This window comes from Pseudomonas sp. ATCC PTA-122608 (assembly GCF_001952855.1).
In the GTDB taxonomy this organism is placed as follows: domain Bacteria; phylum Pseudomonadota; class Gammaproteobacteria; order Pseudomonadales; family Pseudomonadaceae; genus Aquipseudomonas.
Window position 1 is genome coordinate 132,128 of sequence record NZ_LPNO01000024.1, and the last position, 25,665, is coordinate 157,792.

General features: G+C 61.3%; 22 protein-coding genes and 1 pseudogene. 13 read left to right on the forward strand and 10 right to left on the reverse strand.

From position 1 onward, the window contains the following. Window positions 1-83 precede the first annotated feature (83 nt). The 10 genes and pseudogenes from AU074_RS20730 to AU074_RS20775 form a co-directional block, all read left to right on the forward strand. Window positions 84-1,943 carry an extracellular solute-binding protein gene (locus tag AU074_RS20730; protein ID WP_076016309.1) on the forward strand — a complete coding sequence of 620 codons (1,860 nt, stop codon included), beginning with the start codon at window positions 84-86 and terminating at the stop codon, window positions 1,941-1,943. Next, complete coding sequence (locus AU074_RS20735; RefSeq protein ID WP_003208021.1) at window positions 1,943-3,004, forward strand: microcin C ABC transporter permease YejB; 1,062 nt, start codon at window positions 1,943-1,945, stop codon at window positions 3,002-3,004. The genes AU074_RS20730 and AU074_RS20735 overlap by 1 nt, the downstream gene beginning before the upstream one ends. After that, window positions 3,004-4,026, forward strand: a complete 1,023-nt coding sequence (locus AU074_RS20740) for an ABC transporter permease (protein WP_076016310.1) — start codon at window positions 3,004-3,006, stop codon at window positions 4,024-4,026. Before AU074_RS20735 ends, AU074_RS20740 begins: the two co-directional genes overlap by 1 nt. A gap of 11 nt (window positions 4,027-4,037) precedes the next feature. Beyond that, window positions 4,038-5,609, forward strand: coding sequence for an ABC transporter ATP-binding protein (locus AU074_RS20745; RefSeq protein WP_076016311.1), 1,572 nt, complete (start codon window positions 4,038-4,040; stop codon window positions 5,607-5,609). Further along, window positions 5,606-7,003, forward strand: a complete 1,398-nt coding sequence (locus AU074_RS20750; RefSeq protein WP_076016312.1) for a sigma-54-dependent Fis family transcriptional regulator — start codon at window positions 5,606-5,608, stop codon at window positions 7,001-7,003. Before AU074_RS20745 ends, AU074_RS20750 begins: the two co-directional genes overlap by 4 nt. Before the next feature lie 306 nt (window positions 7,004-7,309). Continuing rightward, window positions 7,310-8,701, forward strand: coding sequence for a GntP family permease (locus AU074_RS20755; protein WP_076016313.1), 1,392 nt, complete (start codon window positions 7,310-7,312; stop codon window positions 8,699-8,701). 7 nt (window positions 8,702-8,708) lie between these two features. Continuing rightward, window positions 8,709-9,482 (forward strand): 3-hydroxybutyrate dehydrogenase, encoded by a 774-nt coding sequence (locus AU074_RS20760; RefSeq protein WP_076016314.1) that lies wholly within the window; start codon window positions 8,709-8,711, stop codon window positions 9,480-9,482. 169 nt (window positions 9,483-9,651) lie between these two features. Next, window positions 9,652-11,610 carry an acetoacetate--CoA ligase gene (locus tag AU074_RS20765; protein WP_076016315.1) on the forward strand — a complete coding sequence of 653 codons (1,959 nt, stop codon included), beginning with the start codon at window positions 9,652-9,654 and terminating at the stop codon, window positions 11,608-11,610. Window positions 11,611-11,745: 135 nt separating this feature from the next. Further along, complete coding sequence (locus AU074_RS20770; RefSeq protein ID WP_076016439.1) at window positions 11,746-14,283, forward strand: PAS domain-containing protein; 2,538 nt, start codon at window positions 11,746-11,748, stop codon at window positions 14,281-14,283. A gap of 27 nt (window positions 14,284-14,310) precedes the next feature. Beyond that, window positions 14,311-14,601: pseudogene (locus AU074_RS20775) on the forward strand (peptidylprolyl isomerase); the annotation flags it as partial. 114 nt (window positions 14,602-14,715) lie between these two features. Here the strand turns inward: AU074_RS20775 and AU074_RS20780 are convergent. From AU074_RS20780 to AU074_RS20815, 8 genes are all read right to left on the reverse strand, one after another. Next, the gene (locus tag AU074_RS20780) at window positions 14,716-15,624 is read right to left on the reverse strand and encodes a sugar kinase (RefSeq protein WP_076016316.1); all 909 of its coding nucleotides are present in this window, start codon (window positions 15,622-15,624) and stop codon (window positions 14,716-14,718) included. 130 nt (window positions 15,625-15,754) lie between these two features. Further along, the gene (locus AU074_RS20785) at window positions 15,755-16,963 is read right to left on the reverse strand and encodes an amino acid deaminase (RefSeq protein WP_076016317.1); all 1,209 of its coding nucleotides are present in this window, start codon (window positions 16,961-16,963) and stop codon (window positions 15,755-15,757) included. A 9-nt stretch (window positions 16,964-16,972) separates the two neighbouring features. After that, window positions 16,973-17,737: an IclR family transcriptional regulator gene (locus tag AU074_RS20790; protein ID WP_076016318.1), complete on the reverse strand. Its 765-nt coding sequence runs from the start codon at window positions 17,735-17,737 to the stop codon at window positions 16,973-16,975. 178 nt (window positions 17,738-17,915) lie between these two features. Then, window positions 17,916-18,305, reverse strand: coding sequence for a RidA family protein (locus tag AU074_RS20795; RefSeq protein WP_003208000.1), 390 nt, complete (start codon window positions 18,303-18,305; stop codon window positions 17,916-17,918). 23 nt (window positions 18,306-18,328) lie between these two features. Beyond that, complete coding sequence (locus AU074_RS20800; RefSeq protein ID WP_076016319.1) at window positions 18,329-19,114, reverse strand: amino acid ABC transporter ATP-binding protein; 786 nt, start codon at window positions 19,112-19,114, stop codon at window positions 18,329-18,331. Further along, the gene (locus AU074_RS20805; protein WP_003207996.1) at window positions 19,111-19,773 is read right to left on the reverse strand and encodes an amino acid ABC transporter permease; all 663 of its coding nucleotides are present in this window, start codon (window positions 19,771-19,773) and stop codon (window positions 19,111-19,113) included. The genes AU074_RS20800 and AU074_RS20805 overlap by 4 nt, the downstream gene beginning before the upstream one ends. Before the next feature lie 9 nt (window positions 19,774-19,782). Further along, the gene (locus AU074_RS20810; RefSeq protein ID WP_076016320.1) at window positions 19,783-20,445 is read right to left on the reverse strand and encodes an amino acid ABC transporter permease; all 663 of its coding nucleotides are present in this window, start codon (window positions 20,443-20,445) and stop codon (window positions 19,783-19,785) included. Window positions 20,446-20,497: 52 nt separating this feature from the next. Beyond that, window positions 20,498-21,346, reverse strand: a complete 849-nt coding sequence (locus tag AU074_RS20815) for a transporter substrate-binding domain-containing protein (RefSeq protein WP_076016321.1) — start codon at window positions 21,344-21,346, stop codon at window positions 20,498-20,500. Between the two features lie 336 nt (window positions 21,347-21,682). On the opposite strand from AU074_RS20815, the gene AU074_RS20820 reads away from it, so the two are divergent. Next, window positions 21,683-21,919 carry a hypothetical protein gene (locus tag AU074_RS20820; RefSeq protein WP_076016322.1) on the forward strand — a complete coding sequence of 79 codons (237 nt, stop codon included), beginning with the start codon at window positions 21,683-21,685 and terminating at the stop codon, window positions 21,917-21,919. Between the two features lie 156 nt (window positions 21,920-22,075). Further along, on the forward strand, window positions 22,076-22,453 hold the full coding sequence (locus AU074_RS20825) for a co-chaperone YbbN (RefSeq protein ID WP_076016323.1): 378 nt from the start codon (window positions 22,076-22,078) through the stop codon (window positions 22,451-22,453). On the opposite strand, the gene AU074_RS20830 is transcribed toward AU074_RS20825, so the two are convergent. Both AU074_RS20830 and AU074_RS20835 read right to left on the reverse strand, forming a co-directional pair. Next, window positions 22,389-23,231 carry a PhzF family phenazine biosynthesis protein gene (locus AU074_RS20830; protein WP_076016324.1) on the reverse strand — a complete coding sequence of 281 codons (843 nt, stop codon included), beginning with the start codon at window positions 23,229-23,231 and terminating at the stop codon, window positions 22,389-22,391. The two genes, AU074_RS20825 and AU074_RS20830, sit on opposite strands and share 65 nt — an antisense overlap. Window positions 23,232-23,278: 47 nt before the next feature. Next, complete coding sequence (locus AU074_RS20835; RefSeq protein WP_076016325.1) at window positions 23,279-24,832, reverse strand: TerC family protein; 1,554 nt, start codon at window positions 24,830-24,832, stop codon at window positions 23,279-23,281. 563 nt (window positions 24,833-25,395) lie between these two features. On the opposite strand from AU074_RS20835, the gene AU074_RS20840 reads away from it, so the two are divergent. Continuing rightward, the gene (locus tag AU074_RS20840; RefSeq protein WP_076016326.1) at window positions 25,396-25,653 is read left to right on the forward strand and encodes a hypothetical protein; all 258 of its coding nucleotides are present in this window, start codon (window positions 25,396-25,398) and stop codon (window positions 25,651-25,653) included. Window positions 25,654-25,665 lie beyond the last annotated feature (12 nt).

Here is a 25,665-nt window from a genome sequence, read left to right on the forward strand (position 1 = left end):
CTGTGACAGTGTGATAACTGGCGAGGCGCACGCGCATAGCGTACAAATCCCTTTACCTCTTCACCCGGCGCCCAAGGCTGATAATGCGAGTCGCTTTTTCTACCCTGTTTTGCTCCACCCTGGCCCTATTGCTGGCCAGCACCGCCGTGATCGCCGCGCCGCAGTCGGCGCTGACCGTATACGGCGAACCGGCCAAATACCAACCCGGCTTCACCCATTTCGACTACGCCAACCCCAATGCCCCCAAGGGCGGCAGCTTGCGGCGTTCGGCGATCGAAATCGGGCGCTACGACCATGTACTGCCCTATGGAGACAAAGGCATCGGCGTCAGCCAGGTCGACGGTTGGCTGTATTCGCCCCTGGCCCAGCGCTCCCTGGATGAGCCCTACACGGTCTACGGCCTGGTGGCGGAAAAAATGGAGCGGTCGGACGACGGTCTGTCCCTGCGTTTTTACCTGAACCCCAAGGCGCGCTTCGCCGATGGCCAGCCGATCACCGCCGAAGACGTGCGCTACACCTTCGACCTGCTGATGACCCAAGGCAGCCTGCGCTACCGCACGCTGTTCGCCGACGTCAAACACGTCGAAGTCGAAGGCCCGCGCCAGGTGCGCTTCGATTTCTCCAGCAACGAAAACCGCACCCTGCCCCTGGATGTCGCCACCCTGCCGGTATTCCCCGAACATTGGTGGAAAACCCGCAACTTCGCCGACGGCGGCGGCTACGAGATTCCCTTGGGCAGCGGCCCGTACACCATCAGCAAGGTCGATGCCGGCAACACCATCACCTTCAAGCGCGACCCGAACTGGTGGGGCAAAGACCTGCCCATCAGCCGCGGCCTGTACAACTTCGATCACCTGAGCCTGGAATATTTCGGCGACACCGAAGTGGCGCGCCAGGTCCTGCGGGGCGGTGCCTACGACTTCAACCGCGAATTCTCCGCCACCGGCTACTCCATCGGCTACAACGGCCCGGCCCTCGACGATGGTCGCCTGCAGCGCGCGCACCTGGCCAAAGAGGCGCCGCAACCGGCCCAGGGCTATGTGTTCAACGTGCAAAAGCCGATGTTCAAGGACCGCCGCGTGCGCCAGGCCCTGGCCATGTTGTGGGACTTCGAATGGGCTAACCGGCAGATGATGCGCAACATGTACATCCGCCAGCAGAGCTTCTTCTCCAACAGCCCGCTGGCGGCGACCCAACTGCCGGACGCCCAGGAGCTGGCGATTCTGGAACCCCTGCGCGGGCAGATTCCCGACGAAGTGTTCACCCAAATATTCAAGGCGCCGACCACCGACGGCAGCGGGATGATCCGCGACAAGCAACTGCAAGCCCTGGCGCTGCTGGAGCAGGCTGGCTGGAAACCCAACGGCGACAAGCTGGTGAATGCCGAGGGCGAGCCGCTGGAATTCACCTTCCTCAATGCCCAGAACGGCCTTGAGCGCTTGCTGTTGCCGTACAAACGCAACCTCGCGCAGATCGGCATCACCCTCAATATCCGCCGTATCGACTCCTCGCAATACGTCAACCGCCTGATGGCCCGGGACTACGACATGATCGTCACCGGCTTCCCGGTCACCACCTCGCCGGGGATGGAGCTGTACAACTACTTCGGTTCCGCCGCCGCGTTTGATACCGGCGCCAACAACTACATGGTGCTGAAAGACCCGGCCGTCGACAGCCTGATCAACGGTCTGGTCAAGGCCAACACCCAGGCGCAGATGCTCAGTTATGCCCACGCCCTGGACCGCGTGCTGCAATGGAATTACCTGTGGATTCCCAACTACTACCCGCCGGGCACCTCCGCCGCGTGGTGGAACCGCTTCGGCCGCCCGGCCGTGGAGGCCAAAACCGATGAGGCCTTGGAAACCTGGTGGGAAATCAGCCCCACGCCACTGACCAATGAACAGATGAAAGCCGAACTGACCAAACGCCCGGGAGCCCGCTGATGTTTGCTTATATCGTGCGGCGCTTGCTGCTGATCATTCCCACCCTGGTGATTATCCTGCTGGTGAACTTCGTTATCGTGCAGGCCGCGCCCGGTGGGCCGGTGGAACAGGCCATCGCCCACCTGCAAGGTATCGGCGGCGGTGGCGTCGGCGGTTCGTCTGCCGAAAGCCTCAGCAGCGGCTCACGGGCCAGCCGTGGCCTGGACCCGAAGCTGATCAAGGACATCGAAAAACAATACGGCTTCGACAAACCCGCGCCGGAACGCCTGTGGCTAATGCTCAAGAGCTACGCCCAGCTGGACTTCGGCAACAGTTTCTTCCGTGGCAAAAGCGTGACCGACCTGATCCTGGAAAAGATGCCGGTGACCATTTCCCTCGGTCTGTGGGCTACCTTGATCACCTACCTGGTGTCGATCCCGCTGGGGATTCGCAAGGCGGTGCGCCATGGCAGCAGCTTTGATGTGTGGAGCAGCACCGCGATCGTCATTGGCTATGCAATGCCGGCGTTCCTGTTTGCGATGTTCCTGATCGTGGTCTTCGCCGGTGGCACCTCGTTGAACTGGTTCCCGGTGCGCGGGCTGGTCTCGGAAAATTTCGACCAATTGAGCACCGTCGGCAAGATCGCCGATTACTTCTGGCACCTGGTGTTGCCGGTCAGCGCCCTGGTGATCGGCGGCTTTGCCACCTTGACCATCCTCACCAAAAACTCGTTCCTCAATGAAATCACCCGCCAGTACGTGGTCACCGCCCGGGCCAAAGGCTTGAGTGAACGCCGGGTTCTTTACGGGCATGTGTTCCGCAATGCCATGCTGTTGGTGATTTCGGGGATTCCCCAGGCGTTTATCGCGGTGTTCTTTGCAGGATCGCTGCTGATCGAGGTAATTTTCTCCCTCGACGGCCTGGGCCGCATGAGCTACGAAGCAGCGGTTTCACGGGACTATCCGGTGGTGTTCGGCTCGCTGTTTATCTTCACGCTGTTTGGCCTCTTGATAAAACTCATCGGTGACCTTTGCTACACCCTGGTGGACCCGCGTATCGACTTCGCCGCGAGGAACGCCTGATGCTCAAGCTCTCTCCCGTGGCCCGTCGGCGCTTTGAACGCTTCAAGAAAAACCGTCGCGGCTGGTGGTCGCTGTGGCTGTTTATCGGCCTGTTTATCCTGACCCTCGGCGGCGAGTTGATCGCCAATGACAAACCTTTGGTGCTCAGCTACCAGGACGAACTGTATTTCCCGGTGTTCAAGCGTTACACCGAGCAGGAGTTCGGCGGGCAACTGCCATTCCAGGCGGATTACCGCAGTGAGTACGTGCAGAACCTGATCAAGAAGGACGGCGGCTGGATGCTGTTCCCGCCGATCCCGTTCAGCGACGACACGCCCAACTATGAACTGACCCGCCCTGCCCCCAGCCCGCCATCGGGCGTGAACTGGCTGGGCACCGACGACCAATCCCGCGACGTACTGGCACGGGTGATCTTCGGCGCACGGGTGTCGATCCTGTTTGCCCTGGCCCTCACCGCCATCAGCGCCGCCATCGGCATCGCCGCCGGGGCCTTGCAGGGATACTACGGTGGTTGGGTCGATTTGCTTGGGCAACGAATATTGGAAGTGTGGTCCGGCCTGCCGGTGCTCTACTTGCTGATCATTCTGTCGGGGTTTGTCGAGCCGAATTTCTGGTGGTTGCTGGGGATCATGGCGCTGTTTTCGTGGCTGGCCCTCGTAGACGTGGTGCGCGCCGAGTTCCTGCGGGGGCGCAACCTGGAGTACGTCAAGGCCGCGCGGGCACTGGGCTTGGGGGACGGCAAGATCATCCGCCGGCATATCCTGCCAAACGCAATGACCGCCACATTGAGCTATTTGCCGTTCATTTTGACCGGAGCGATTTCTACCTTGAGTGCCCTGGATTTCCTCGGATTCGGCATGCCCGCCGGCAGCGCGTCACTGGGCGAGCTGATCGCCCAGGGCAAGCAAAACCTGCAAGCGCCATGGCTGGGGCTGACCGCGTTTTTCACCCTGGCGCTGATTCTGTCGTTGCTGGTGTTTATCGGCGAGGCGTTGCGTGACGCCTTCGACCCACGCTCATGAAGGCCGTTGAGATGACTGAAAACCTGATCGAGATTCGCGACCTGAGTGTCGCCTTCAACGGCCAGACCGTGGTGCGCAAGCTGTGCCTGGACGTGCGCCCCGGCGAGTGCCTGGCGCTGGTGGGCGAGTCGGGTTCGGGCAAGTCGGTGACCGCCCATTCGATCCTGCAACTGCTGCCCGAGGCCGGCACCGAAACCACCGGTTCGGTGCGTTATCGCGGCCAGGAACTGCTCGGCGCCTCGCCCGCCACCCTGCAAAAACTGCGGGGCAACCGGATCGCGATGATCTTCCAGGAGCCGATGACCTCCCTGAATCCGCTGCACAGCATCGAGAAGCAGATCGGCGAAACCCTGCTGTTGCACAAGGGCCTGGGCGGCAAGCAAGCCCAGGCGCGGATCCTTGAATTGCTGGAACTGGTGGGCATCCAGAAACCCCGGGAACGCCTCAAGGCCTACCCCCATCAACTCTCCGGCGGCCAGCGCCAGCGGGTGATGATCGCCATGGCCCTGGCCTGTGAGCCGGAACTGTTGATCGCCGACGAACCGACCACCGCGCTGGATGTGACGGTGCAGCGCAAGATCCTGCTGCTGCTCAAGTCCCTGCAACAACGGCTGGGCATGTCGCTGCTGCTGATCAGCCACGACCTCAACCTGGTGCGCAGCATTGCCCAGCGGGTGTGCGTGATGAAGGCAGGGGAAATTGTCGAACAGGCGGATTGCGAAACCCTGTTCTGCGCCCCCAAGCACCCTTACAGCCGCCTGCTGCTGGATGCTGAACCGGCAGGCATCGTCTTGAATCACGAGGCGCGGGAGACCGTGCTGCAGGTGGATAACCTGAGCGTGCAGTTCCCGCTGGGCGGCGGATTGTTCCGGCGCAAGCAGTACCTGCAAGCGGTGGACGGCATCAGCCTGACGGTGCAGCGCGGCAAGACGCTAGGGATTGTCGGCGAGTCCGGCTCGGGCAAATCCACCCTGGGCCAGGCGATTCTGCGGCTGCTGGATTCCAGCGGCGCGATTCGCTTCCAGGGCGAGGCCCTCGACGGCCTGACGCAAAAGCAGATGCAGCCGTGGCGCAAGCAGATGCAGGTGGTGTTCCAGGACCCGTTCGGCAGCCTCAGCCCGAGGATGTCGGTGGCGCAGATCATCAGCGAAGGCCTCGAAGTGCACGCCCCGTGCAGCCTCAAGGACCGCGAAGCGCAAGTGATCCGCGTGCTGGAAGATGTCGGCCTGGACCCGGCCAGCCGCCATCGCTACCCCCACGAATTCTCCGGCGGCCAGCGCCAACGCATCGCCATCGCCCGGGCTTTGGTACTCAAACCGGCGCTGATCCTGCTGGATGAACCCACCTCGGCGCTGGACCGTACCGTGCAGAAACAAGTGGTCGCCCTGCTGCTTGAGTTGCAGGAAAAGTACGGCCTGACCTACCTGTTTATCAGCCATGACCTGGCGGTGGTGCGGGCCCTGGCCCACGACATGATCGTAATCAAGGACGGCAAGGTGGTGGAGCGCGGGCCGAGCGATGAAGTGTTTGCCGCGCCTCAACATCCCTACACCCAGGAACTCCTCGCGGCGGCGCATCCATGAACACCACCGGCAGCCTCAAGGATTACCAATACGTTCGTGGCCTGGCGATCCAGTCGTTGTTCGAGATCATCGAGCAGTCCAGCGAAGGCACAGTGATTGTCGACGGTGACGCGAATATCGTCTGGATGAACGAGCGTTACGCCAAGCGCTTCGGCCTGAAAAGTGCCGACGAAGCCATCGGCCAACCGTGCGAGCAGGTGATTTCCAACAGCCTGCTGCGCCAGGTGGTACGCAACGACCAGCCGATTCTGCTGGATATCCAGGACACGCCCAAAGGCCCGCTGGTGGTGATGCGCCTGCCGATCCATGACGACGCGGGCAAGGTGATCGGTGCGATCGGGTTTGCGCTGTTTGATGAATTGCGCAACCTGTCGCCGCTGATCGAACGCTACCTGAGCATGCAGCAGGAATTGGCTTCCACTCGGTCGCTGCTAAGGTCGCGGCAGAGCAAGTACAACTTCGCGCACTTTATCGGCACCAGCGCGGCCAGCCTGGAAGTCAAACGCCGCGCCCGGCGCAGTGCGAGTGCGGAGTCCCCGGTGTTGCTGCTGGGGGAAACCGGGACCGGCAAGGAGTTGCTGGCCCAGGCGATTCACGGTGCATCGCCTCGGGCGCACAAAGCCTTTGTGAGCATCAACAGCGCGGCGATTCCCCATGATTTGCTGGAAGCCGAATTCTTTGGCACGGCACCGGGCGCGTTTACCGGCGCAGACCGCAAGGGCCGCCCCGGCAAGTTGCAGATTGCCCAGGGCGGCACGCTGTTTCTCGATGAGATCGGCGACATGCCCCTGCCGCTGCAAAGCAAATTGCTGCGGGTGTTGCAGGAGAAAGAGTTCGAGCCGGTGGGCTCCAATGAGATGATCCACAGTGATGTGCGGGTGATTGCCGCCACCTCCATGGATCTGGAAGCGGCGATCAAGCGCGGAGAGTTCCGCGCGGACCTGTATTACCGCCTGAATGTGCTGCCGATCCAGGTGCCGCCGTTGCGTGCGCGGCTGGATGATTTGCCGGCGTTGAGTGAGGCGATTCTGGAGGAATTGCGCAGCCAGCATGAACTGGACCGCGAGGCCTTGGCGTTGTTGGCGCAGCATGCGTGGCCGGGGAATATCCGCGAGCTGCGCAATGTGCTGGAGCGGGCGGCGTTGTTGAGTGATGACCTGGTGCTGGATGCCAGTGAAATTCGCGCGGCAATTGGTACGTTCAGTCCGGTAGAGCACAGCTCGGTAGAGACCGTTGAGGGCGAGAGTTTCAGCGCGGCCAGGGAACGGTTTGACCGGCAGGTGATTGGGGCGGCGTTGAAGGCGTGTGAGGGGAATGTGGTGGAGGCGGCGAAGCGGCTGGGGCTTGGCCGGTCGACTTTGTACAAGAAGATGGTCGCGCTGGGCATCGCCTAGTCTCCAAACAGAGACTAAATTCCTAAAATAAAGACAACCCTCTGTAGGAGCGAGCTTGCTCGCGAAAAACCTGAAGGCGCCGCGCTTATTCAGGATACCAGCGTCATCGTTACCCACCTTCGCGAGCAAGCTCGCTCCTACAAGGGGCCAATGCCAGTCTCAATAATGAGAACAACGCAGCAAAATTGATTTAAACCAAATAGAATATTTATATATTTCAACAAGTTAACCACTTGGCACACATCTCGCTATAGCCCTTCCCCACCGCCTCACCCCACAAAAATAACAATCAGATGGAGACACACCATGAGTGTGATCATTGCCCTCGCAGCCCTGGCGCTGCTGATGCTGGCCGCCTACCGTGGCTACAGCGTCATCCTGTTCGCCCCCATCGCCGCCCTCGGCGCTGTGCTGCTCACTGACCCTTCCGCCGTCGCTCCCGCCTTCACGGGGGTGTTCATGGAGAAGATGGTCGGCTTCCTCAAACTGTATTTCCCGGTATTCCTGCTCGGCGCGGTGTTCGGCAAGCTGATTGAAATCTCCGGCTTCTCGCGCTCCATCGTCGCCGCCGCGATCCGGTTGCTCGGCACCCGCCAGGCAATGCTGGTGATCGTGCTGGTGTGCGCCCTGCTGACTTACGGCGGCGTGTCGCTGTTTGTGGTGGTGTTCGCGGTGTACCCGTTTGCCGCCGAGATGTTCCGCCAGAGCGATATTCCCAAGCGCTTGCTGCCGGCGACCATCGCCCTCGGCGCGTTCTCGTTCACCATGGACGCCCTGCCCGGCACGCCGCAGATCCAGAACATCATCCCCAGTACCTTCTTCAACACCACCGCCTGGGCCGCACCGTGGCTGGGGCTGATCGGCACCATCTTCGTGTTCTGCGTCGGCATGCTGTACCTGGCCCGCCAGCGCAACAAGGCCCAGCGTGCGGGTGAAGGCTATGGCACCAACCTGCGCAACGAGCCGGAAACCGCCGAAGACATCAAGCTGCCGAACCCGTGGATCGCGCTGTCGCCGCTGCTGCTGGTGGGCATCATGAACCTGCTGTTCACTCACTGGATTCCGCTGTGGTACGGCAAGACCCACACCCTCAGCCTGCCGGGCATGAGCGTGCCGGTGCAGACCGAAGTCGCCAAGCTCACGGCGATCTGGGCGGTGCAGGCAGCGTTGCTGGTGGGGATCATCGTGGTGCTGGTGTTCGGCTTCTCGGCGATTCGCAGCAAGCTCGCCGAAGGCAGCAAGAGCGCAGTCAGCGGTGCACTGCTGGCGGCGATGAACACCGCTTCGGAATACGGTTTTGGTGCGGTGATCGCCTCGCTGCCGGGCTTCCTGGTGCTGGCGGACTGGCTCAAGGGCATTCCAAACCCGCTGGTCAACGAAGCGATTACCGTGACCCTGCTGGCCGGTATCACCGGTTCCGCCTCGGGCGGCATGAGCATTGCGCTGGCGGCCATGTCGGAGAGCTTTATTTCAGCGGCCCATGCGGCCAATATCCCCCTTGAAGTACTGCACCGGGTCGCGGCCATGGCCAGTGGCGGCATGGACACCCTGCCCCACAACGGCGCCGTGATCACGCTGCTGGCGGTCACCGGGCTGACCCACCGCGAAGCCTATAAAGATATTTTCGGCATCACGATCATCAAGACCCTCGCGGTGTTCGTGGTGATTGGTACTTTCTACGCCACCGGCATTGTGTGAGGTTGATATGACGACATTGAACGGCAAGACCGCCCTGGTCACCGGTTCCACCAGCGGCATCGGCTTGGGCATCTCCCTGAGCCTGGCCAAAGCCGGCGCCAACCTGATCCTCAACGGCTTCGGCGACGCCAGCGCGGTGATCGCCCAGGTGCAGGCCTTCGGTGGCAAGGTGGGGCATCACCCGGCGGATGTCAGCGACCCGGCACAGATCGCCGAGATGATCGCCTACGCGGAGCGCGAGTTTGGCGGCATCGACATCCTGGTGAACAACGCCGGGATTCAGCATGTGGCGCCGGTGGACGAGTTTCCGGTGGAGCGCTGGGACTCGATCATTGCGATCAACCTGTCGTCGGTGTTCCACAGCACGCGGTTGAGCCTGCCGGGCATGAAGGCCAAGGGCTGGGGGCGGATCGTCAACATTGCCTCGGTGCATGGGCTGGTGGGTTCGGTGGGCAAGGCGGCTTATGTGGCTGCCAAGCATGGGGTGATCGGGCTGACCAAGGTGGTGGGCCTGGAAACCGCCCAGAGCAATGTCACCTGCAACGCCATCTGCCCGGGCTGGGTGTTGACGCCGCTGGTACAGAAACAGATTGATGATCGCATCGCCACCGGGGTTGACCCACAGCAGGCGCAGCAGGATTTGCTGGCGGAGAAGCAGCCGTCCCTGGAGTTTGTGACGCCGCCGCAATTGGGGGAACTGGTGCTGTTCCTGTGCAGCGAAGCCGGCAGCCAGGTGCGGGGCGCGGCGTGGAATATCGACGGCGGCTGGCTGGCGCAGTAAACGACGATTCCCAAGACACCGGAGATCAAATGTGGGAGCGGGCTTGCTCGCGAATGCGGTGTATCAGTTAACACATCTGGAACTGACCCACCGTATTCGCGAGCAAGCCCGCTCCCACATTTTGAACGGTGTCGCTTGATAGATCAGATAATAAAAAAGAGATTTCCTTATGTCCGAAATACTCTGGCAACCCTCCCCCGAACGCATCCACAACACCCGGATGGATCAGTTCCGGCGCTTCATCAATGATCGCCATGCCTTGCAGATCAGCGACTACCCGGCCCTGCACCAGTGGAGCATCGACCAGCGCCCGGATTTCTGGCAGTCCATTGTCGAGTTTTTCGAGGTGCAGTTCCGCACGCCACCCAGCGCGGTACTGATCGAAGACGCCGAGATGCCCAGCGCCCAGTGGTTTCCCGGAGCCACTCTGAATTTTGCCGAGCACCTGCTGCGCCGTCGCGACGATCATCCCGCCGTGGTCGCCATCAGCGAAGACGGCCAGCGCGAACAACTGACCTACGCCGAACTGGCCCACCACGTCGCCGGCCTGCAACGCAGCCTGCGGGCGGCTGGTGTGGGCGTAGGTGACCGGGTCGCAGCGTGCATGCCCAATACCTGGCAAACTCTGGTGGGCATGCTCGCCACCACCAGCCTCGGCGCGATCTGGTCATGCTCCTCGCCCGACTTCGGCACCCAGGGCGTGATCGACCGCTTCGGCCAGATCGAACCCAAGGTGCTGATCACCTGCGCCGGTTATCGCTACGCCGGCAAGGTCATCGACCAAAGCAGCAAGCTCAATGAAATCCTCGAGCGGCTGCCGTCCCTGCAACAGCTGATCATCGTGCCGTACGCCCGCCCGCAAGCGCGTCCCGAGGATTATCAGACCCGGGCCAACGTTGCACTCTGGGACGACTTGTACACCCCCGGCGGCGAACCCGATTTCGTCGCCGTGCCCTTCGATCATCCGCTGTACATCCTCTATTCCAGCGGCACCACCGGCGTGCCCAAGTGCATCATCCACGGCACCGGCGGCGTGTTGCTCACCCACCTCAAGGAACACGGCCTGCACGCCGACCTGTCCCGGGATGACTGCCTGTTCTACTACACCACCTGCGGCTGGATGATGTGGAACTGGCTGGTGTCGGTGCTGGCCATCGGCGCCACGGCGGTGCTGTATGACGGCTCACCGTTTCACCCGGGGCCGGAACGCCTGATGGACCTGATCGACCAGGAAAAAATCAGCGTGTTCGGCACCAGCCCGAAGTTCCTCGCCACCCTGGAAAAGGCCGGGCTGCAACCGCGGCTGAGCCATGACCTGAGCAGCCTCAAGGGCTTGATCTCCACCGGCTCGCCGCTGTCGCCACAGAGCTACGACTACGTGTACCGCGAGATCAAGTCCGAGCTGTGCCTGTCGTCGATGTCTGGCGGTACCGATATCGTCTCCTGCTTCGTGATCGGCAACCCGGTGCTGCCGGTGCGGCGTGGCGAGATGCAGTGCAAGAGCCTGGCGATGGCCATCGAAGTCTGGGACGACCGGGGCCGCCCGCTGGTAGGCGAAAAAGGCGAACTGGTGTGCACCCGGCACTTCCCGGCGATGCCTATCGGCTTGTGGAATGACCCGCACCAGGAAAAACTGCGGGCTTCGTATTTCAGCCAGTTTCCCGGTGTATGGGCCCAGGGTGACTACGCCGAACAACGCCCCAATGGCAGCCTGCTGATTCATGGCCGTTCAGACGCCGTGCTCAACCCCGGCGGCGTGCGCATCGGCACCGCAGAGATTTATCGTCAGGTGGAAAAAGTGCCGCAGGTGCTGGAAAGCCTGGCCATCGGCCAACGCTGGCAGGATGACGTGCGGGTGGTGCTGTTTGTGCGGCTCAACGACGGCGTCGAACTGGATGACGCCCTGAAGCAACAGATCCGCGAGGTGATACGCGCCAACACCACACCGCGCCATGTGCCGGCGAAGATTCTGGCGGTGACGGACATCCCGCGCACCATCAGCGGCAAGATCGTCGAACTGGCGGTGCGCAACGTGGTGCATGGCGAAGTGGTGAAGAACACCGACGCCCTGGCCAACCCCGAAGCCCTGGAGCAGTTTCGTGATCGCCCGGAGCTGGCAGAAAGATGAAACGTTTTAGCGCTTAAGCACTCATTTGAAGACAAAACCCTCAAGCATGCTATTTTTCGAGGGTGGAAAGCCGATCTCTCCTCGCGGGATAATCGGCTTTTGTCATTATTCAAGCGTTACGCGCAGGGCATTTACATGAACGTATCACCCACCGGCAGCGAGGCCGCGGCACTGATTGCGCGGCTGGACTGGGCACGAAGCCCTCTCGGTGACGCCATTGATTGGCCGCAAAGCCTCCGTACAGCCGTCGACATCGTGATCCATTCACCCATGCCGATGCTGTTGCTGTGGGGCGCCGAACTCACTCAGATCTACAACGACGGCTTCGCCCTGCTGGCCGGCAACAAGCACCCTGGCGCCTTCGGCCAGCCTGCCGACTTGATCTGGCCGGAACTGAAGCCGTTTACCGATCCGATCTACAGCGCCGTCTTCGCGGGCCAGGTGCGCACGTTCACCGAGCAGCGTTTTGTGCTGCAACGCAACCACCGCGACACCGAGATCTGGCTGGACCTGACCTACAGCCCGATTCGCGATGAGCGCGGTGAGGTCGCCGGGATCCTGATCACCGCCATCGAAACCAACGAGCGCCGGCGCATCGCCCTGGAACTCCAGCAGCGCACCGAAAACAGCCTCAAGGCCCAGCGCAACACCGAGCAGCGCCTGCAACTGGCCCTGGCCGCCACCGACGCCGTGGGCACCTGGGACTGGGACATTGGCGAAGACCGGTTTATCGCCGACGCACATTTCGCCCAACTGCACGGGGTTGATCCCTGCGATGCCGGCCTGCTGCCCATCAGCGACTACCTGCAAGGCGTGCACCCCGAAGACCGTGGCATGGTGGCCCGCAGCATCAAGCATTGCATCACCCACGGCACCGAATACGCCGAGGAATATCGCCTGCTGCAAGCCGACGGCGAAGTGCGCTGGGTGTTTGCCCGGGGCCGTTGCTACAAGGACCATCATGGCCGACCGGCACGGTTTCTCGGTGCCGCCCTCGACCTGACCGAACGCAAGCACACCGAACAGGCCCTGCGCCAAAGCCAGACCGAGCTGCAACTAATCATCAACGCCATGCCGGTGCTGATTGGCTATGTCGACCACGAGCAGCGCTTTCGCCTGAACAACAGCGCCTACCTGGACTGGTACGGCATGACCCCGCAGGAGCTGTACGGCAAGACCATCCGCGAAGTCGTGGGCGACGAAATCTATGCCGGGCGCGTCGACAAGATCGAGGCGGCGCTCAAGGGCAAGGCCTGCAGTTTTGTCACCGTCACGCCACACCATGACGGCCGCCCCCGCCACGCGCTGATGAAGTACCTGCCGCGTTTCAGCGCTGACGGTTCAGTCAACGGTTTCTACATTTTTGTGATCGACGAGACCGAGCGCAAACTGACCGAAGAAGCCCTGCGTCACCTCAACGAAAACCTCGAAGAGCGCGTCAACCAACGCACCCAGGCCCTGGCCGAAGCCAACCAGCGCCTGCAAAACGAGATGTTCGAGCGCGAGCGCGCCGAAGACGCCCTGCGCCATGCCCAGAAGATGGAAGCGGTCGGCCAACTCACCGGCGGCATCGCCCATGACTTCAACAACATGCTCACCGGGATCATCGGCAGCCTGGACCTGATGCAACGCTACATCGCTGCCGGACGCAGCGACGAGATCGGCCGCTTCACCGACGCCGCCGTGTCCTCGGCCCATCGTGCCGCTGCGCTGACCCACCGCCTGCTGGCGTTCTCACGCCGCCAATCCCTGGACCCCAAGCCGGTAGATCCGAATCAGTTGGTGGCGTCCCTGGAAGACCTGTTCCGCCGCACCAAGGGCGCGCACATCGAACTCAAGGTGCAACTGGGCACCGACATCTGGCCGGTGAACACCGACGCCAGCCAGTTGGAAAACGCCCTGCTCAACCTGGTGATCAATGCCCGGGATGCCATGCCCGACGGCGGTCAATTGTGCATCGAGACCGCCAACAGTTACCTCGACGGCACCGACATCACCACCCTGGAGCCGGTCAAGGCCGGCGATTATGTGATGCTCGGCGTGAGCGATAACGGCGCCGGCATGACCGCGAAAATCCTCGCCAAGGCCTTCGACCCGTTCTTCACCACCAAGCCCATCGGCCAGGGCACCGGCCTTGGCTTGTCGATGATCTATGGGTTTGCCCAGCAGTCCGGCGGCCACGTGACCATTCAGAGCGAGCCGGGCCAGGGCACTTGCGTGCGCCTGTACTTGCCGCGCCTGCATGGCACCGCGCTGGAAAGGACGGTGCCCGCCAGTCAGGGCGAAGCCCCGGTAGCGCTGGAAGGCGAAGCTGTGGTGGTGGTCGAGGACGACCCGGCGGTGCGGATGCTGGTGGTGAATGTGCTGGATGAGCTGGGTTACACCGCGCACCAGGCGGCGGATGCACGGGCGGCGTTGCCGCTGCTGGAGTCCGACCTGCGGGTGGATTTGCTGGTGACCGATGTGGGCTTGCCGGGGATGAACGGCAGGCAACTGGCAGAAATCGCCCGGCAACACCGGCCGGAGCTCAAGGTATTGTTCATGACCGGATATGCCGAGAAAGCCGCCGAGCGCCAGGGGTTCCTGGAGGCAGGCATGGACATGGTAGCCAAGCCGTTTTCGATCGATCTGCTGGCTAACAAAATCCGTAGCATGATCAGCTCAGAGGCCTGACTTCAGGCATAATCGCGCGCCGTTTCACATCAGGACCGATCAATGAAAGCCCAAGCCCGTCACATTCTGGTGAAAACCAGTGAAGAAGCCGAACAGCTCAAGCAGCGTATTGCCAAGGGCGAAGCGTTTGACGTGTTGGCCAAGAAGTACTCCACCTGCCCTTCTGCCAAGCGCGGCGGTGATTTGGGTGAAGTGCGGCCGGGGCAGATGGTGGGGGTGATTGATGCGGTGATCTTCAAGAAGCCCGTGAAGGTGGTTCATGGGCCGATCAAGAGCAAGTTTGGGTATCACTTGGTGCAGGTGTTTTACCGGGATTGATGGCTTTTTTGTGGCGAGGGAGCTTGCTCCCGCTGGGCTGCGTAGCGGCCCCAAAAAAGCCGGGAGCGCTTCGCACTCCAGCGGGAGCAAGCTCCCTCGCCACAATAGATAGCGTTAGTCTCGGGGAATGAGTGCACCCGGCACCTGAATCACCCGGCTCGCCAGCCGATGCCCGGCCAAGGCTGCTTCCTGCGGCGAGCCGCCCTTGAGCCGACTGGCCAGGTAAGCCGCACTGAACGAGTCCCCCGCCGCAGTCGTATCGACCACCTTCTCCACCACCAACGCCGGCACGTCGAATCGCTCGCCTTCACAGCGAATCAAACACGCATCCGCGCCACGTTTCAGCACCACCTCGGCAATGCCCGGATACGCCGCAAACACCTGCTCGCTGTCCTCATAACCAAACAATGCGCGCTCGTCATCCTCGGTCAGCAAGGCAATATCCACCTCGGCCAATACCCGGTGATACGCCGTGCGCGCAGCTTCCACGCTGGCCCACAAGCGCGGCCGGTAGTTGTTGTCGAACACCACCTTGCCACCGCGCTGGCGGGTTTCGACCAGGGTTTCCAGCAGGCGTGCACGGCCGACTTCGCCCAATACCGCCAGGGTGATGCCGCTGAAATACACCACGTCGTATGCCGGCAGCGCCGCCAGGATCGGCTCGGCCGCCGGCGTGGTAAAGCAGTCGCGCACGGCGGCTTCGTTGCGCCAGTAGAGGAATTTTCGCTCGCCGTTGGCATCGGTCTGGATGCAGTACAACCCCGGCAGGCGATCAGGCAGGCGTTGGACCATGCTCAGGCCCAGGCCTTCTTCGGCCCAGTGCTTGCACATGGCGTCGCTGAAGCTGTCATCGCCCAGGGCGGTGACGTAGTCGACGGTGCTGGGTTCACCCAGTTCGCGGCGCAGGTAGACGGCGGCGTTCAGGGTGTCGCCGCCGAAGCTTTGTTGCAGGCTGCCGTCGGCGCGGTGTTGCAGTTCGATCATGCATTCGCCGATGAAGGCGATGCGCGGTTGTGTGTTCATGCCAAGGGGTCTCTCGATGTACTGGAGGGCCTCTTCGCGAGCAAGCCCGCTCCCACATTTGATTGCATTTCAACTGAAGGAACTCGGTCGAATGTGGGAGCGGGCTTGCTCGCGAAGGGCACGATTAGGTCTAGAAGCAGGTATGCAGGCTTTCGATCACCTGCAACTGCTCATCCACCAAATTACCCACTTGCCACTTGTCGAAGGTCAGGCACGGATGGGAAGTGCCGAAGGAGATGATGTCGCCAATGCGCAACTCAACCCCTGGCGCGACGACCATGAACGCATGCTGGTCCATCACGGCGGTGACCTTGCACGCGGTCACATCATCACCCTCGGCCGGAAGCACGCCCGCCTTGTAGCGCTTGAGCGGCACCGGCAGGCCGGCGTCGTAGGCAACGTCGCGCTTGCCCAGGGCGATCACCGCGAAGCCTGGCTCCGGCAGCGACTGCACGTGGGCCCAGACTTCCAGCGCCGGGCGCAGGCCTTCGTTGAGGTCGCTGCGACGGTCGAGTACGCAGCACTGCGCTTCTTTGTAGATGCCATGGTCGTGAGCCACGTAGCTACCCGGGCGCAATACGCTGAGGAAGCGGCCAGCGGCGTTCTGGGCTTCGAAGGATTCGGCGATCAGGTCGTACCAGGCGGAACCCGAGGCGGTGATGATCGGCTTGCCAAGGTCAAAGGCGCCGCTGTTTTGCAGGTCGACGGCAAGGCGTACCAGGGAGGCGGCGAATTCGCGGATGCCACTGATGGCGTGCTCGCCGTGGATCACTCCTTCGTAACCTTCGATGCCGGTGAGGGCGAGCGCCGGCTGGGCCTTGATTGCCTTGGCCAGGTCGAGCACCTGCTGTTCGGTGCGGCAACCGCAACGGCCGCCGACCACGCCGTATTCGATCATCACGTTCAGGCGCAAGCCGCGGGCGGCAAAGAACAACCCCAGGTCGGCCACATTGTCCGGGTGGTCGACCATGCAGTGGAAGTCGAATTCAGGGTCGGCCAGCAGGTCGGCGATCAGCGCCATGTTCGGCGCGCCCACCAGTTGGTTGGCCATCAACACCCGGCGAACCCCACCGGCGTACGCAGCGCGGGTCTGCACGGCGTTGGCCAGGGTGATGCCCCAGGCGCCCTGCTCGATCTGCCGCTGGAACAACGCCGGCATCATGCTGGTCTTGCCGTGGGGCGCCAGTTGCGCGCCGCTGTTGCTGACGAAATCCTGCATCCAGCGGATGTTGTGCTCCAGGGCATCGCGGTGCAGCACCAGGGCCGGCAGGCTGACGTCACGGACCAGGTGCGCACCGACCGGGGCGGCACCTTTTTCAACGGCATTGAAGGCAGACATAAGGGTTTCCTATTCGTTGATGCGACGGGCCAGGTTGTTCGCGCTGTCGATCAGCACCCGGCGATAGTCGTTGTAGTTTTTGATGGCATCGGCCCGTGGGGCGACGATGCACAGGGTCGCAATGCTGATGCCTTGGGCGTCCCGAACCGGGGCGGCAAAGCAATGGGTAAAGGTGTCGGCGACGCTGTCGAAGGAGAAGAATCCGTCGAGGGTGGCCTGGCGGATTTGCCCAAGGAAGGTTTCCAGAGGCAGGCGCTGACCGTCCGGGAGGATGAAGTCGTCGTTGTCGATCAGGTCGATGATTTGCTGGTCGCTCAGGTGGCCCAGCAGCAGGCGGCCGGAGGCGGTCCAGGGGATGGGCGCGTTCTCACCGATGTCTGAGGAAATGCGGAAATGCCGCTCGCCTTCGCGCATCAGGGCCACGGTGTATTTGCGGCCATTGAGCAGGCACATCTGGGCGGTTTCGTGGGTCTGGCTGACGATTTCCTGCAGGGCGTGGTCGGCTTCGCGGGTCAGGTCGAAATGGCGCAGGTGGGCCTGGCCGAGGAAGTACAGCTGACGGCCGAGGTAGACGTGACCGTCCTTGCCGACGGTTTCGAGGATGCGCCGTTCCAGCAGCGAGGCCACCAGTTCGTAGACCGTGGATTTGGGGCTGCCGATGCCGCTGGCGATATCATTCGGGCGCAGGGGTTGGCCGATTTCCTTGAGGAAATCGAGGATATCGAACGCCCGGTCGAGGCCTTTGGCGCGGCGTTTGATGGTGTCTTCGGTCATGGCAGTTTCGGGTCCCGTCAAAGGCTTAAAATTGCAGCAGATGCGTCCTCTGTGGCGAGGGAGCTTGCTCCCGCTGGAGTGCGAAGCGCTCCCTTTTTTTGGGGCCGCTACGCAGCCCAGCGGGAGCAAGCTCCCTCGCCACAAACGAGTTTCATCACTGCAAGTTGCGGTCGATCATTTAGCCTTTTTTCTTGTAGGCCACGCAATCAATCTCAACCTTGCAATCGACCATCATGTTCGCCTGCACACACGCCCGCGCCGGGGCATGTTCCGGGTTGAAGTATTCGCCGAACACTTTGTTGAAGCTCCAGAAGTCCCGTGGGTCTTCCAGCCATACACCCACGCGCACCACGTCTTCAAGGGCGTAGCCGGCTTCTTCGAGAATCGCTACTACGTTGCGCATGGTCTGGTGCGTCTGCTCGACGATGCCGCCGGTGATGATTTCACCGTCCACCGCCGGCACCTGGCCCGACACGTACAACCAGCCATCCGCTTCCACCGCGCGGGCGAAAGGACGAGGCTGGCCGCCGCCGGCCGTGGCGCCGGTGCCGTAACGAGTAATGCTCATAATGGTTCTCCTGAAGTGATGATTTAAAAACGAATGTTCTTGAGAAATTCCGCCAGTCGCGGCGATTGCGGGCGTTCGAAAATGTCTTTCGGCGGCCCTTGTTCTTCAATGCGGCCCTGGTTCATGAAGACGATCTTGTCCGAGACTTCATAGGCAAACCGCATTTCGTGGGTGACCAGCAACATGGTCATGCCCTCTTCCGCCAAACCTTTGATCACGCTGAGCACTTCGCCCACCAGTTCCGGGTCCAGGGCCGAGGTAACTTCGTCGAACAGCATCAGGCTCGGGTTCATCGCAATCGCCCGGGCAATCGCCACGCGCTGTTGCTGGCCGCCCGACAACTGGCCCGGAAAGTGATTGCGGCGCTCCAGCAGGCCGACACGGTCCAGCCATTTTTCCGCCAGCGCCACCGCCTCGTCCTTGCCCATCTTCTTGACCTTTAGCAGGCCCAGGGTGACGTTCTGCAAGGCGGTCAGGTGCGGGAACAGGTTGAACTGCTGGAATGCCATGCCGGTCATCGCGCGGTGCTGGGAAATCACGCGCTCCGGGTGGCGCACCCGCTTGCCGCCGACGTCGCTGTAGCCGATGGATTCACCGTCGAGGGTGATCTGGCCGCCCTGGAACTCTTCCAACAGGTTGACGCAGCGCAGCAGCGTGGTCTTGCCCGAGCCGCTGGAGCCGATCAACGTTACGACGTTGCCGCGCTGCATGCTCAGGTCGACGCCCTTGAGTACTTCCACCGGGCCGTACTGTTTACGCAGGCCGCTAATGTTCAGGAGTGGCTGGCTTTCTTTTGAGAGTTGGTTCATGGCAACGCCACCCGCTTTTCAATGTAACGCCCCAACAATTCGATGGCGTAGTTGATGACAAAAAACATAAAGCCTGCGAACAGGTAGAACTCCAGGGTCATGAAGGTCCGGGCGATGACCTGTTGGGTACTGAGCAGCAATTCAGCCACGCCGATCACCGACAGCAAGGTGGACGCCTTGACGATTTCCGTGGACGAATTGACCCAGGTCGGCAGGATCTGCCGCAGGGCCTGGGGCAACAGCACGTAGCCGAGGGATTGATAGAACGTCAGGCCGATGGCCTTGCCGGCTTCCAGTTGCCCCTTGGGAATCGCTTGCAACGCACCGCGCACGATTTCCGAAACGTGAGAGCCGCAGAACAGCGTCAAGCCCACGGCGCCGGCCTGGAACGCAGTGATCTGCCAACCCAGTGCCGGCAGCATGTAGAAGCATGCCAATACCAGCACAAACACCGGTGTACCGCGGATCAGGTCGACGTACAGGCGAAACGGCGCACGCATCCAGAATTTGCCGTAGGTCAGCACCAAGCCGGCGACGATGCCGATCAGAGTGCCGAAGATAATGGCCAGGGCCGAGCAGTAGACGCTGGTCTGGAACCCCGCCCAGAGGGTTTCCCGGGCGATCCACAACTCATGCAGCCAGCTGGGGGATTCGTACATGGGCGCTCCTTAGCGGCGAATCGCCAAACGCTGTTCCAGGTAACGGAGCAGCATGGCGATGAGGTAACAGGCAGCCACGTAGAGCGCGGTCGTGACCATCCAGGTTTCAATCACCCGGTAGCTTTCGACGTTGATCTTGCGGGCGTAATAGGTCAGCTCCGGCACCGCGATCGCGGCCGCCAGGGAGGTGTCCTTGAACAGCGAGATGAAGTTGTTCGACAGCGCCGGCAGCACGTTGCGCAGCATCACCGGCACGGTGATGTACGCGCGAATACGCCATTCGCCCAGGCCGATGGCCAGGCCCGCTTCACGCAACCCCTTGGGAATGTTCAAGAGGCCGGCGCGGAATACTTCGGTCAGGTAGGCACCGGCGTACAGCGACAGGGTGATGATGAACGAGGGGATCTTGTCCAGCCGGATCCCCAGGCTGGGCAAGGCGAAGTAGATCAACAGGATCAGCACCAGGATCGGGGTGTTACGGATCACCGTCACATACACCGAGGCCCCGATGCGCAGCGCACGGTGTTTGGACAGCATGGCAAACGCCATCAACAGGCCGATCACGCAACCGATGGCGATGGACAGTAGTGCCAGTTCAAGGCCGAGGCCGAGCCCCGCCAGCAAGCTGGGGAAGTCGCGCCACACAGCGGCAAAGTTCAACTGATAGTTCATGGTCAGCAGTACCTGATTGGGGCGCCGTCAGCGACGCCCCAGTGTTTACGGATTACTTGAACTCAACCGGGAAACCGATTGCAGGCTCTGGCAGATCCACACCGAACCATTGCTTGAACGAGGCCTTGTACATCGGGAACTCCACGCCGGTCATGGCTTCATGCAGCGCGGTGTTGACGAAGTTCAGCCAGTCCTGGTCGCCACGCTTGACGGCGCACGCGTAGGTTTGCGGGCTCCAGGCGTAGCTCGGGCTGCGGTAGCGGCCCGGGTTTTGCACCATCAGGTACTTGACCGAGGACTGGTCGGTGGCGGCGGTGTCGGCACGCCCGGAGTTCACGGCCTGGTACATCAGGTCGACGCTGTCGTACTGGTCGACCTTGGCTTTAGGCAAGGCCTGGTGCACCAGTTCTTCGGCGTAGACGTTCTGCAGCACGGCCACGGTGACGCTGTCGCCGGCGGCTTGCAGGTCTTCAATTTCCTTGTACTTGCTGTTGGCTGGCAGCAGCAGGCCCACGCCTTCGCGGTAGTACGGCAGGGTGAAGGCCACTTGCTGCGCGCGGCTGGCGGTGACGGTGATGAACTGGCAGCTCATGTCGACCTTGTCAGTCAGCAGGTTGGGAATTCGAGCGTCGGAGGACTGCACCACGTATTCGACTTTGCTCGGGTCGTTGAACAACCCTTTGGCCACGATGTGGCCGATGTCGATATCAAAACCTTGCAACTTGCCATCCGCTCCCTGGAAGTGCCACGGCGCATTGGTACTGCCTGTACCCACGATCAGGTGCCCACGCTTGAGCACTGTATCGAGCTTGCTGTCCGCCGCTTGCACTGCTGCTGCGAGGGAAGCCGATGCGGCGAAGAGAAAAACACACGCTTTGAACACGGAAGGTCGGTGATGCATGACAAGCACTCCAGGGGTTGTGTATTCCGCTATACCGGAACTTAGTATGTAACAACGGAATAGACAGCAGAAAGTGTGCCATACGCGGTAACAGAAAAATATTGCGGGATTAATTTCTTTTTAAATCAACGGGATAAATTTGTATCGGCGATGAGGCGCTGGGCCATCTGTTGAAATCAGGTTGCTACCGTTGGCTACACGGCGAGGTGACAGGCCACATTTGGGTGCGGGTGCGGTTCGTTACCGGGCACGAAAGCGGTGCGGTGCTGGATGGAAGAATCCTGTGGCTGGGCTAGGCTTGGCAGATGATCGGCCCTCCCCAAGGAATGCGTTCAGATGAAGATCAGCCTTGTCCTTATGTTGTTGTCGCTGGTGTTTGCCAGCACTGTGTTCGCCAAGGATGACCGTCGTGAATGCAAGGCCGAGTTGGCCAAGCTGAAGGCGGCGTTTGCGACCGACTATATGAGTCAAAACCATCACGGTTATCGCCGGGCCAAGGACGCCAAGGAGAACGGGGATTACAAGCAGTGCGTGGGGCTGGCGAAGAAGGCTCGGGAGCGGGCGGAGCGCTGAAAGCCTTGGGGCTGCTGCGCAGCCCAGCGGGAGCAAGCTCCCTCGCCACAATGGCCGGTTAGACTGCTTGGAGGTGGGTACCTGTTAGTTTTGACAGTAGACCGTTTTGATCGCCGGGCTTAGCGTGGGCCATGCCCTTTTGCCAAGGAGATCATTATGGGAATTGCAACGGCGGTGATTGCCGATGCCGAGGCGTATCAGCAGGTACTGAAGTCGCATGAAACGGTGTTCATGCTGTTTGTTTCGCAGCATTGCCCGGCCTGTGGGGAAGCCGGGCCACTGTTTGAACGCTTTGCCAGGAAATACGGTCGCACCGTGAAAAGCCTGGTGCTCGATACAGCCCAAACCCCGAGACACCCCGAGGTTACCGGCACTCCCACCCTCCTGGTTTTTCAGAATGGCAAGATGATCAATAAGCTGAAGGGCTTCGACGAAAAAACTCTGAGGAAGACGTTCGCCGAGACCAGAATCAGTCCTCCAACATCAACCGCGCCGTGCCGGAAACACGAATCGAGGCACCCTTCTCATCGGTGATCTGCGCCTGCAAACGCGAGCGGCTGCCCATGTCCTCGCCTTGAATGATGTTGATGCACCCGTTGTGCGGCCAGCCCAGATCCCGCAGATAGCCGGCAAATGCGGCCGTCGCGGAGCCTGTAGCCGGGTCTTCGTACACACCGCCCACCGCAAACGGGTTGCGGGTGTGGAACAGTGTCGGGCTTTCGGCAAACACCAGCACCACGGTGCCCAAACCGGCGTCGGTCATGTAGCGGCGACCGGCCTCCAGTTCATAGTGCATCTGGCTGAGCTTGGCGCGGCTGTCGAGGGCCAGCACCAGGTGGGAGAGACCAGCATGGACGATCGCCGGCGGAATGCTGGGGTCCAGGTCATTGCGGGTGTAGCCGAACAACGTCAGGCCCGCGTCCACCAGCGCATCGTTGGCCGGTGCGCTACGGGTTGGCGGGGATTGCAGCGCGGCTTCGATCAGGTCGCCTTCGCTGCGGCCACTGACGGAAATATCGCCGTTGTTCAAGGTCAGGTGGAATTCACCGTCGCCCAGCGCCAGGCTCAAGGCCGCGCCGAGCGCGATGGTGGCGTGCCCGCAAAACGCGACTTCGGACTCCGGCGCGAAGTAGCGCACACGCCAGCCGTCATCCTGCGGGCAGGCGAATACGGTTTCCGAAAACCCGACTTCGTGGGCGATACGCTGCATTTCTGCGGCTTCCGGCAGGTTGTCACCGATCCATACGCCTGCCGGGTTACCGCCCTGGTTACCGTCACAAAATGCAGAAATCTTAAGCACGTCCAAAGTCATTCGGGCAACCCTTACTTAACGGTTCAGTGAGCGGCGATGCTATCCAGCTAAAGCGGCGCCAGCAATACCTGCGTGACCCGCCGCTCTTCCACCGCCGCCACGGTCAGGCGCCAGCCTTCATGCTCCAGGCTGTCGCCCACCACCGGCAGGCGATCCAGCAGGCTCATCACCATACCGGCCAGAGTCTGGTAATCCTCCGTCGCCACCGCCTTGAAGCCGGTGCGCTGACTGATCAGGTTAAGGTTCAAGGCACCATTGACCCGGAAGCCACCCTCCTCCTCAACGATATCCGGCCCTTCGACTTCACTCGCATCCGGCAACTCACCGGCGATGGACTCAAGAATGTCGGTCATGCTCAACACCCCGATAAAGTCGCCGAATTCGTTGATCACGAAGGCAATGTGGGTGGATTCCTGGCGCATCTGCTCCAAGGCATTGAGGATCGAAAAACTCTCCAGCAGGTTGATCGCCCGGCGCGCCAAGTGCTCCAGATTTGGCTCGTTTCCGCCCAGGTATTCCTTTAGCAACTCCTTCTTGTGCACGAAACCCAATGGCTCGTCGACAGCACCGTTGCGGATCAAGGGCAGTCGCGAGTAAGACGAATGCATCAGTTTAAGGCGGATAGTGTCGGGATCGTCCGACAGATCAATATAGTCCACCTTCGCCCGAGGCGTCATCAGCGTGCGGATCGGACGTTCAGCCAGTTGCAGCACGCCACTGATCATCACGCGTTCACGCCGGTCGAACAGCGGCCCGCCGTTGGCATCGGGGTTATCCAGCAGGTCGGCGACCTCGTCACCGACCTCTTCCACCGCCAGGTTACGCCCGCCGAGCAAACGCATCACCGCATGGGCCGTACGCTCACGCACCGGCAGCGTGCCCTGTGCCGACTTCTTGCGGCGTGCCCGGGCGATCTGGTTGAACACCTCAATCAGGATCGAGAAACCAATGGCCGCATACAGATAGCCTTTAGGAATGTGGAAGCCCAGGCCTTCGGCGGTCAGGGCAAAACCGATCATCATCAGGAAGCCCAGACACAGCATGATCACCGTCGGATGGGCGTTGACGAAACGGGTCAGCGGCTTGCTGGCAACGATCATCAGGCCGATGGAAATGATCACCGCGATCATCATCACCGCCAGCTCATCCACCATGCCCACGGCGGTAATCACCGCATCGAGGGAGAACACCGCATCCAGCACCACAATCTGCGCAACGATCGGCCAGAACATCGCATAAGCCACGTTGCCAGTGCGCTGAGCCACATGCCCCTCAAGCCGCTCATGCAATTCCATGGTGGCCTTGAACAACAGGAACACACCACCAAACAGCATGATCAAGTCACGGCCCGAGAAACTCTTGTCGAACACCTCGAACAGCGGCTGCGTCAGGGTCACCAACCAGGAAATACTTGCCAGCAAGCCCAGGCGCATCAGCAATGCCAGGGACAAACCGATCAGACGCGCACGGTCACGCTGCTCCGGCGGCAGCTTGTCCGCCAGGATCGCGATAAACACCAGGTTGTCGATGCCCAGCACCAGCTCCAGCACAATCAAAGTCAACAGGCCGAGCCAGGCCGTTGGATCCGCTAACCATTCCATTTTTCAGTATCTCTTCAAGTTTTTCAGAATGCCGGGCACGGCAACGCACGGTCGAGGGACCGGGTAAGGGTAGGCAATCGGAAGACGGGATGCTTGGCCTGAAGGCAGGCGATCAGCGGGAACGGCGACAGTGCATGTCTTGGGGAAAGACGACTGGGAGGCTCCGAGAGGGTGTTCATGTAGGTCCTGTTGTGGAAAAAGGACTTGAATCGTACAGGCGAAATAAGAATTTCTTACAATCTAAAATTATTACAAGATCTGTAATAGATAGCGTGTCGACGATTGCCTTGCATGGGTTGAAGGGCAGCGCTTATAGTCCGCCGGTCGCCCGACATGGCGATCGGATTTGGCGATCCGTTGACCGTATGCGAAAGCGCTCTGCTTGATTGCAGGCACTTTCGCACCCGCAAAGCTGCTTTATGGCAGCTGTGCGCGGGAGACCTTCGGGTCTGCCGGAACTCGGTCCCGGTTCGCCAACCTGCGTACAGCTGTCACCCATTCGTTTGGCGACGATAGGTGACAGCCTCAATTAATTAGACCGAGGCTTTACCATGAATCGATACATGCCCCTTACAGGCAACGATTGCGACATCCCTTCCCTGCTCATCGACACCCAAGCGCCGCTCGACGTACTCCACCAGGCTGCCGCTTACCGCATCAACGCTGTGACCCAACTGCTGGAAAATATCGCCTTCCGCGAAGAAATCAGCAGTGACGCCGTCGTGCTTCACGACTTTGCACGCCTGCTCGCCATTCCTCTACGCGATGGCTGTGACCTGATGGACGTAATAGGCCGCCGGATCCAACCTAGCAACGCCTGAACAAAGCACACC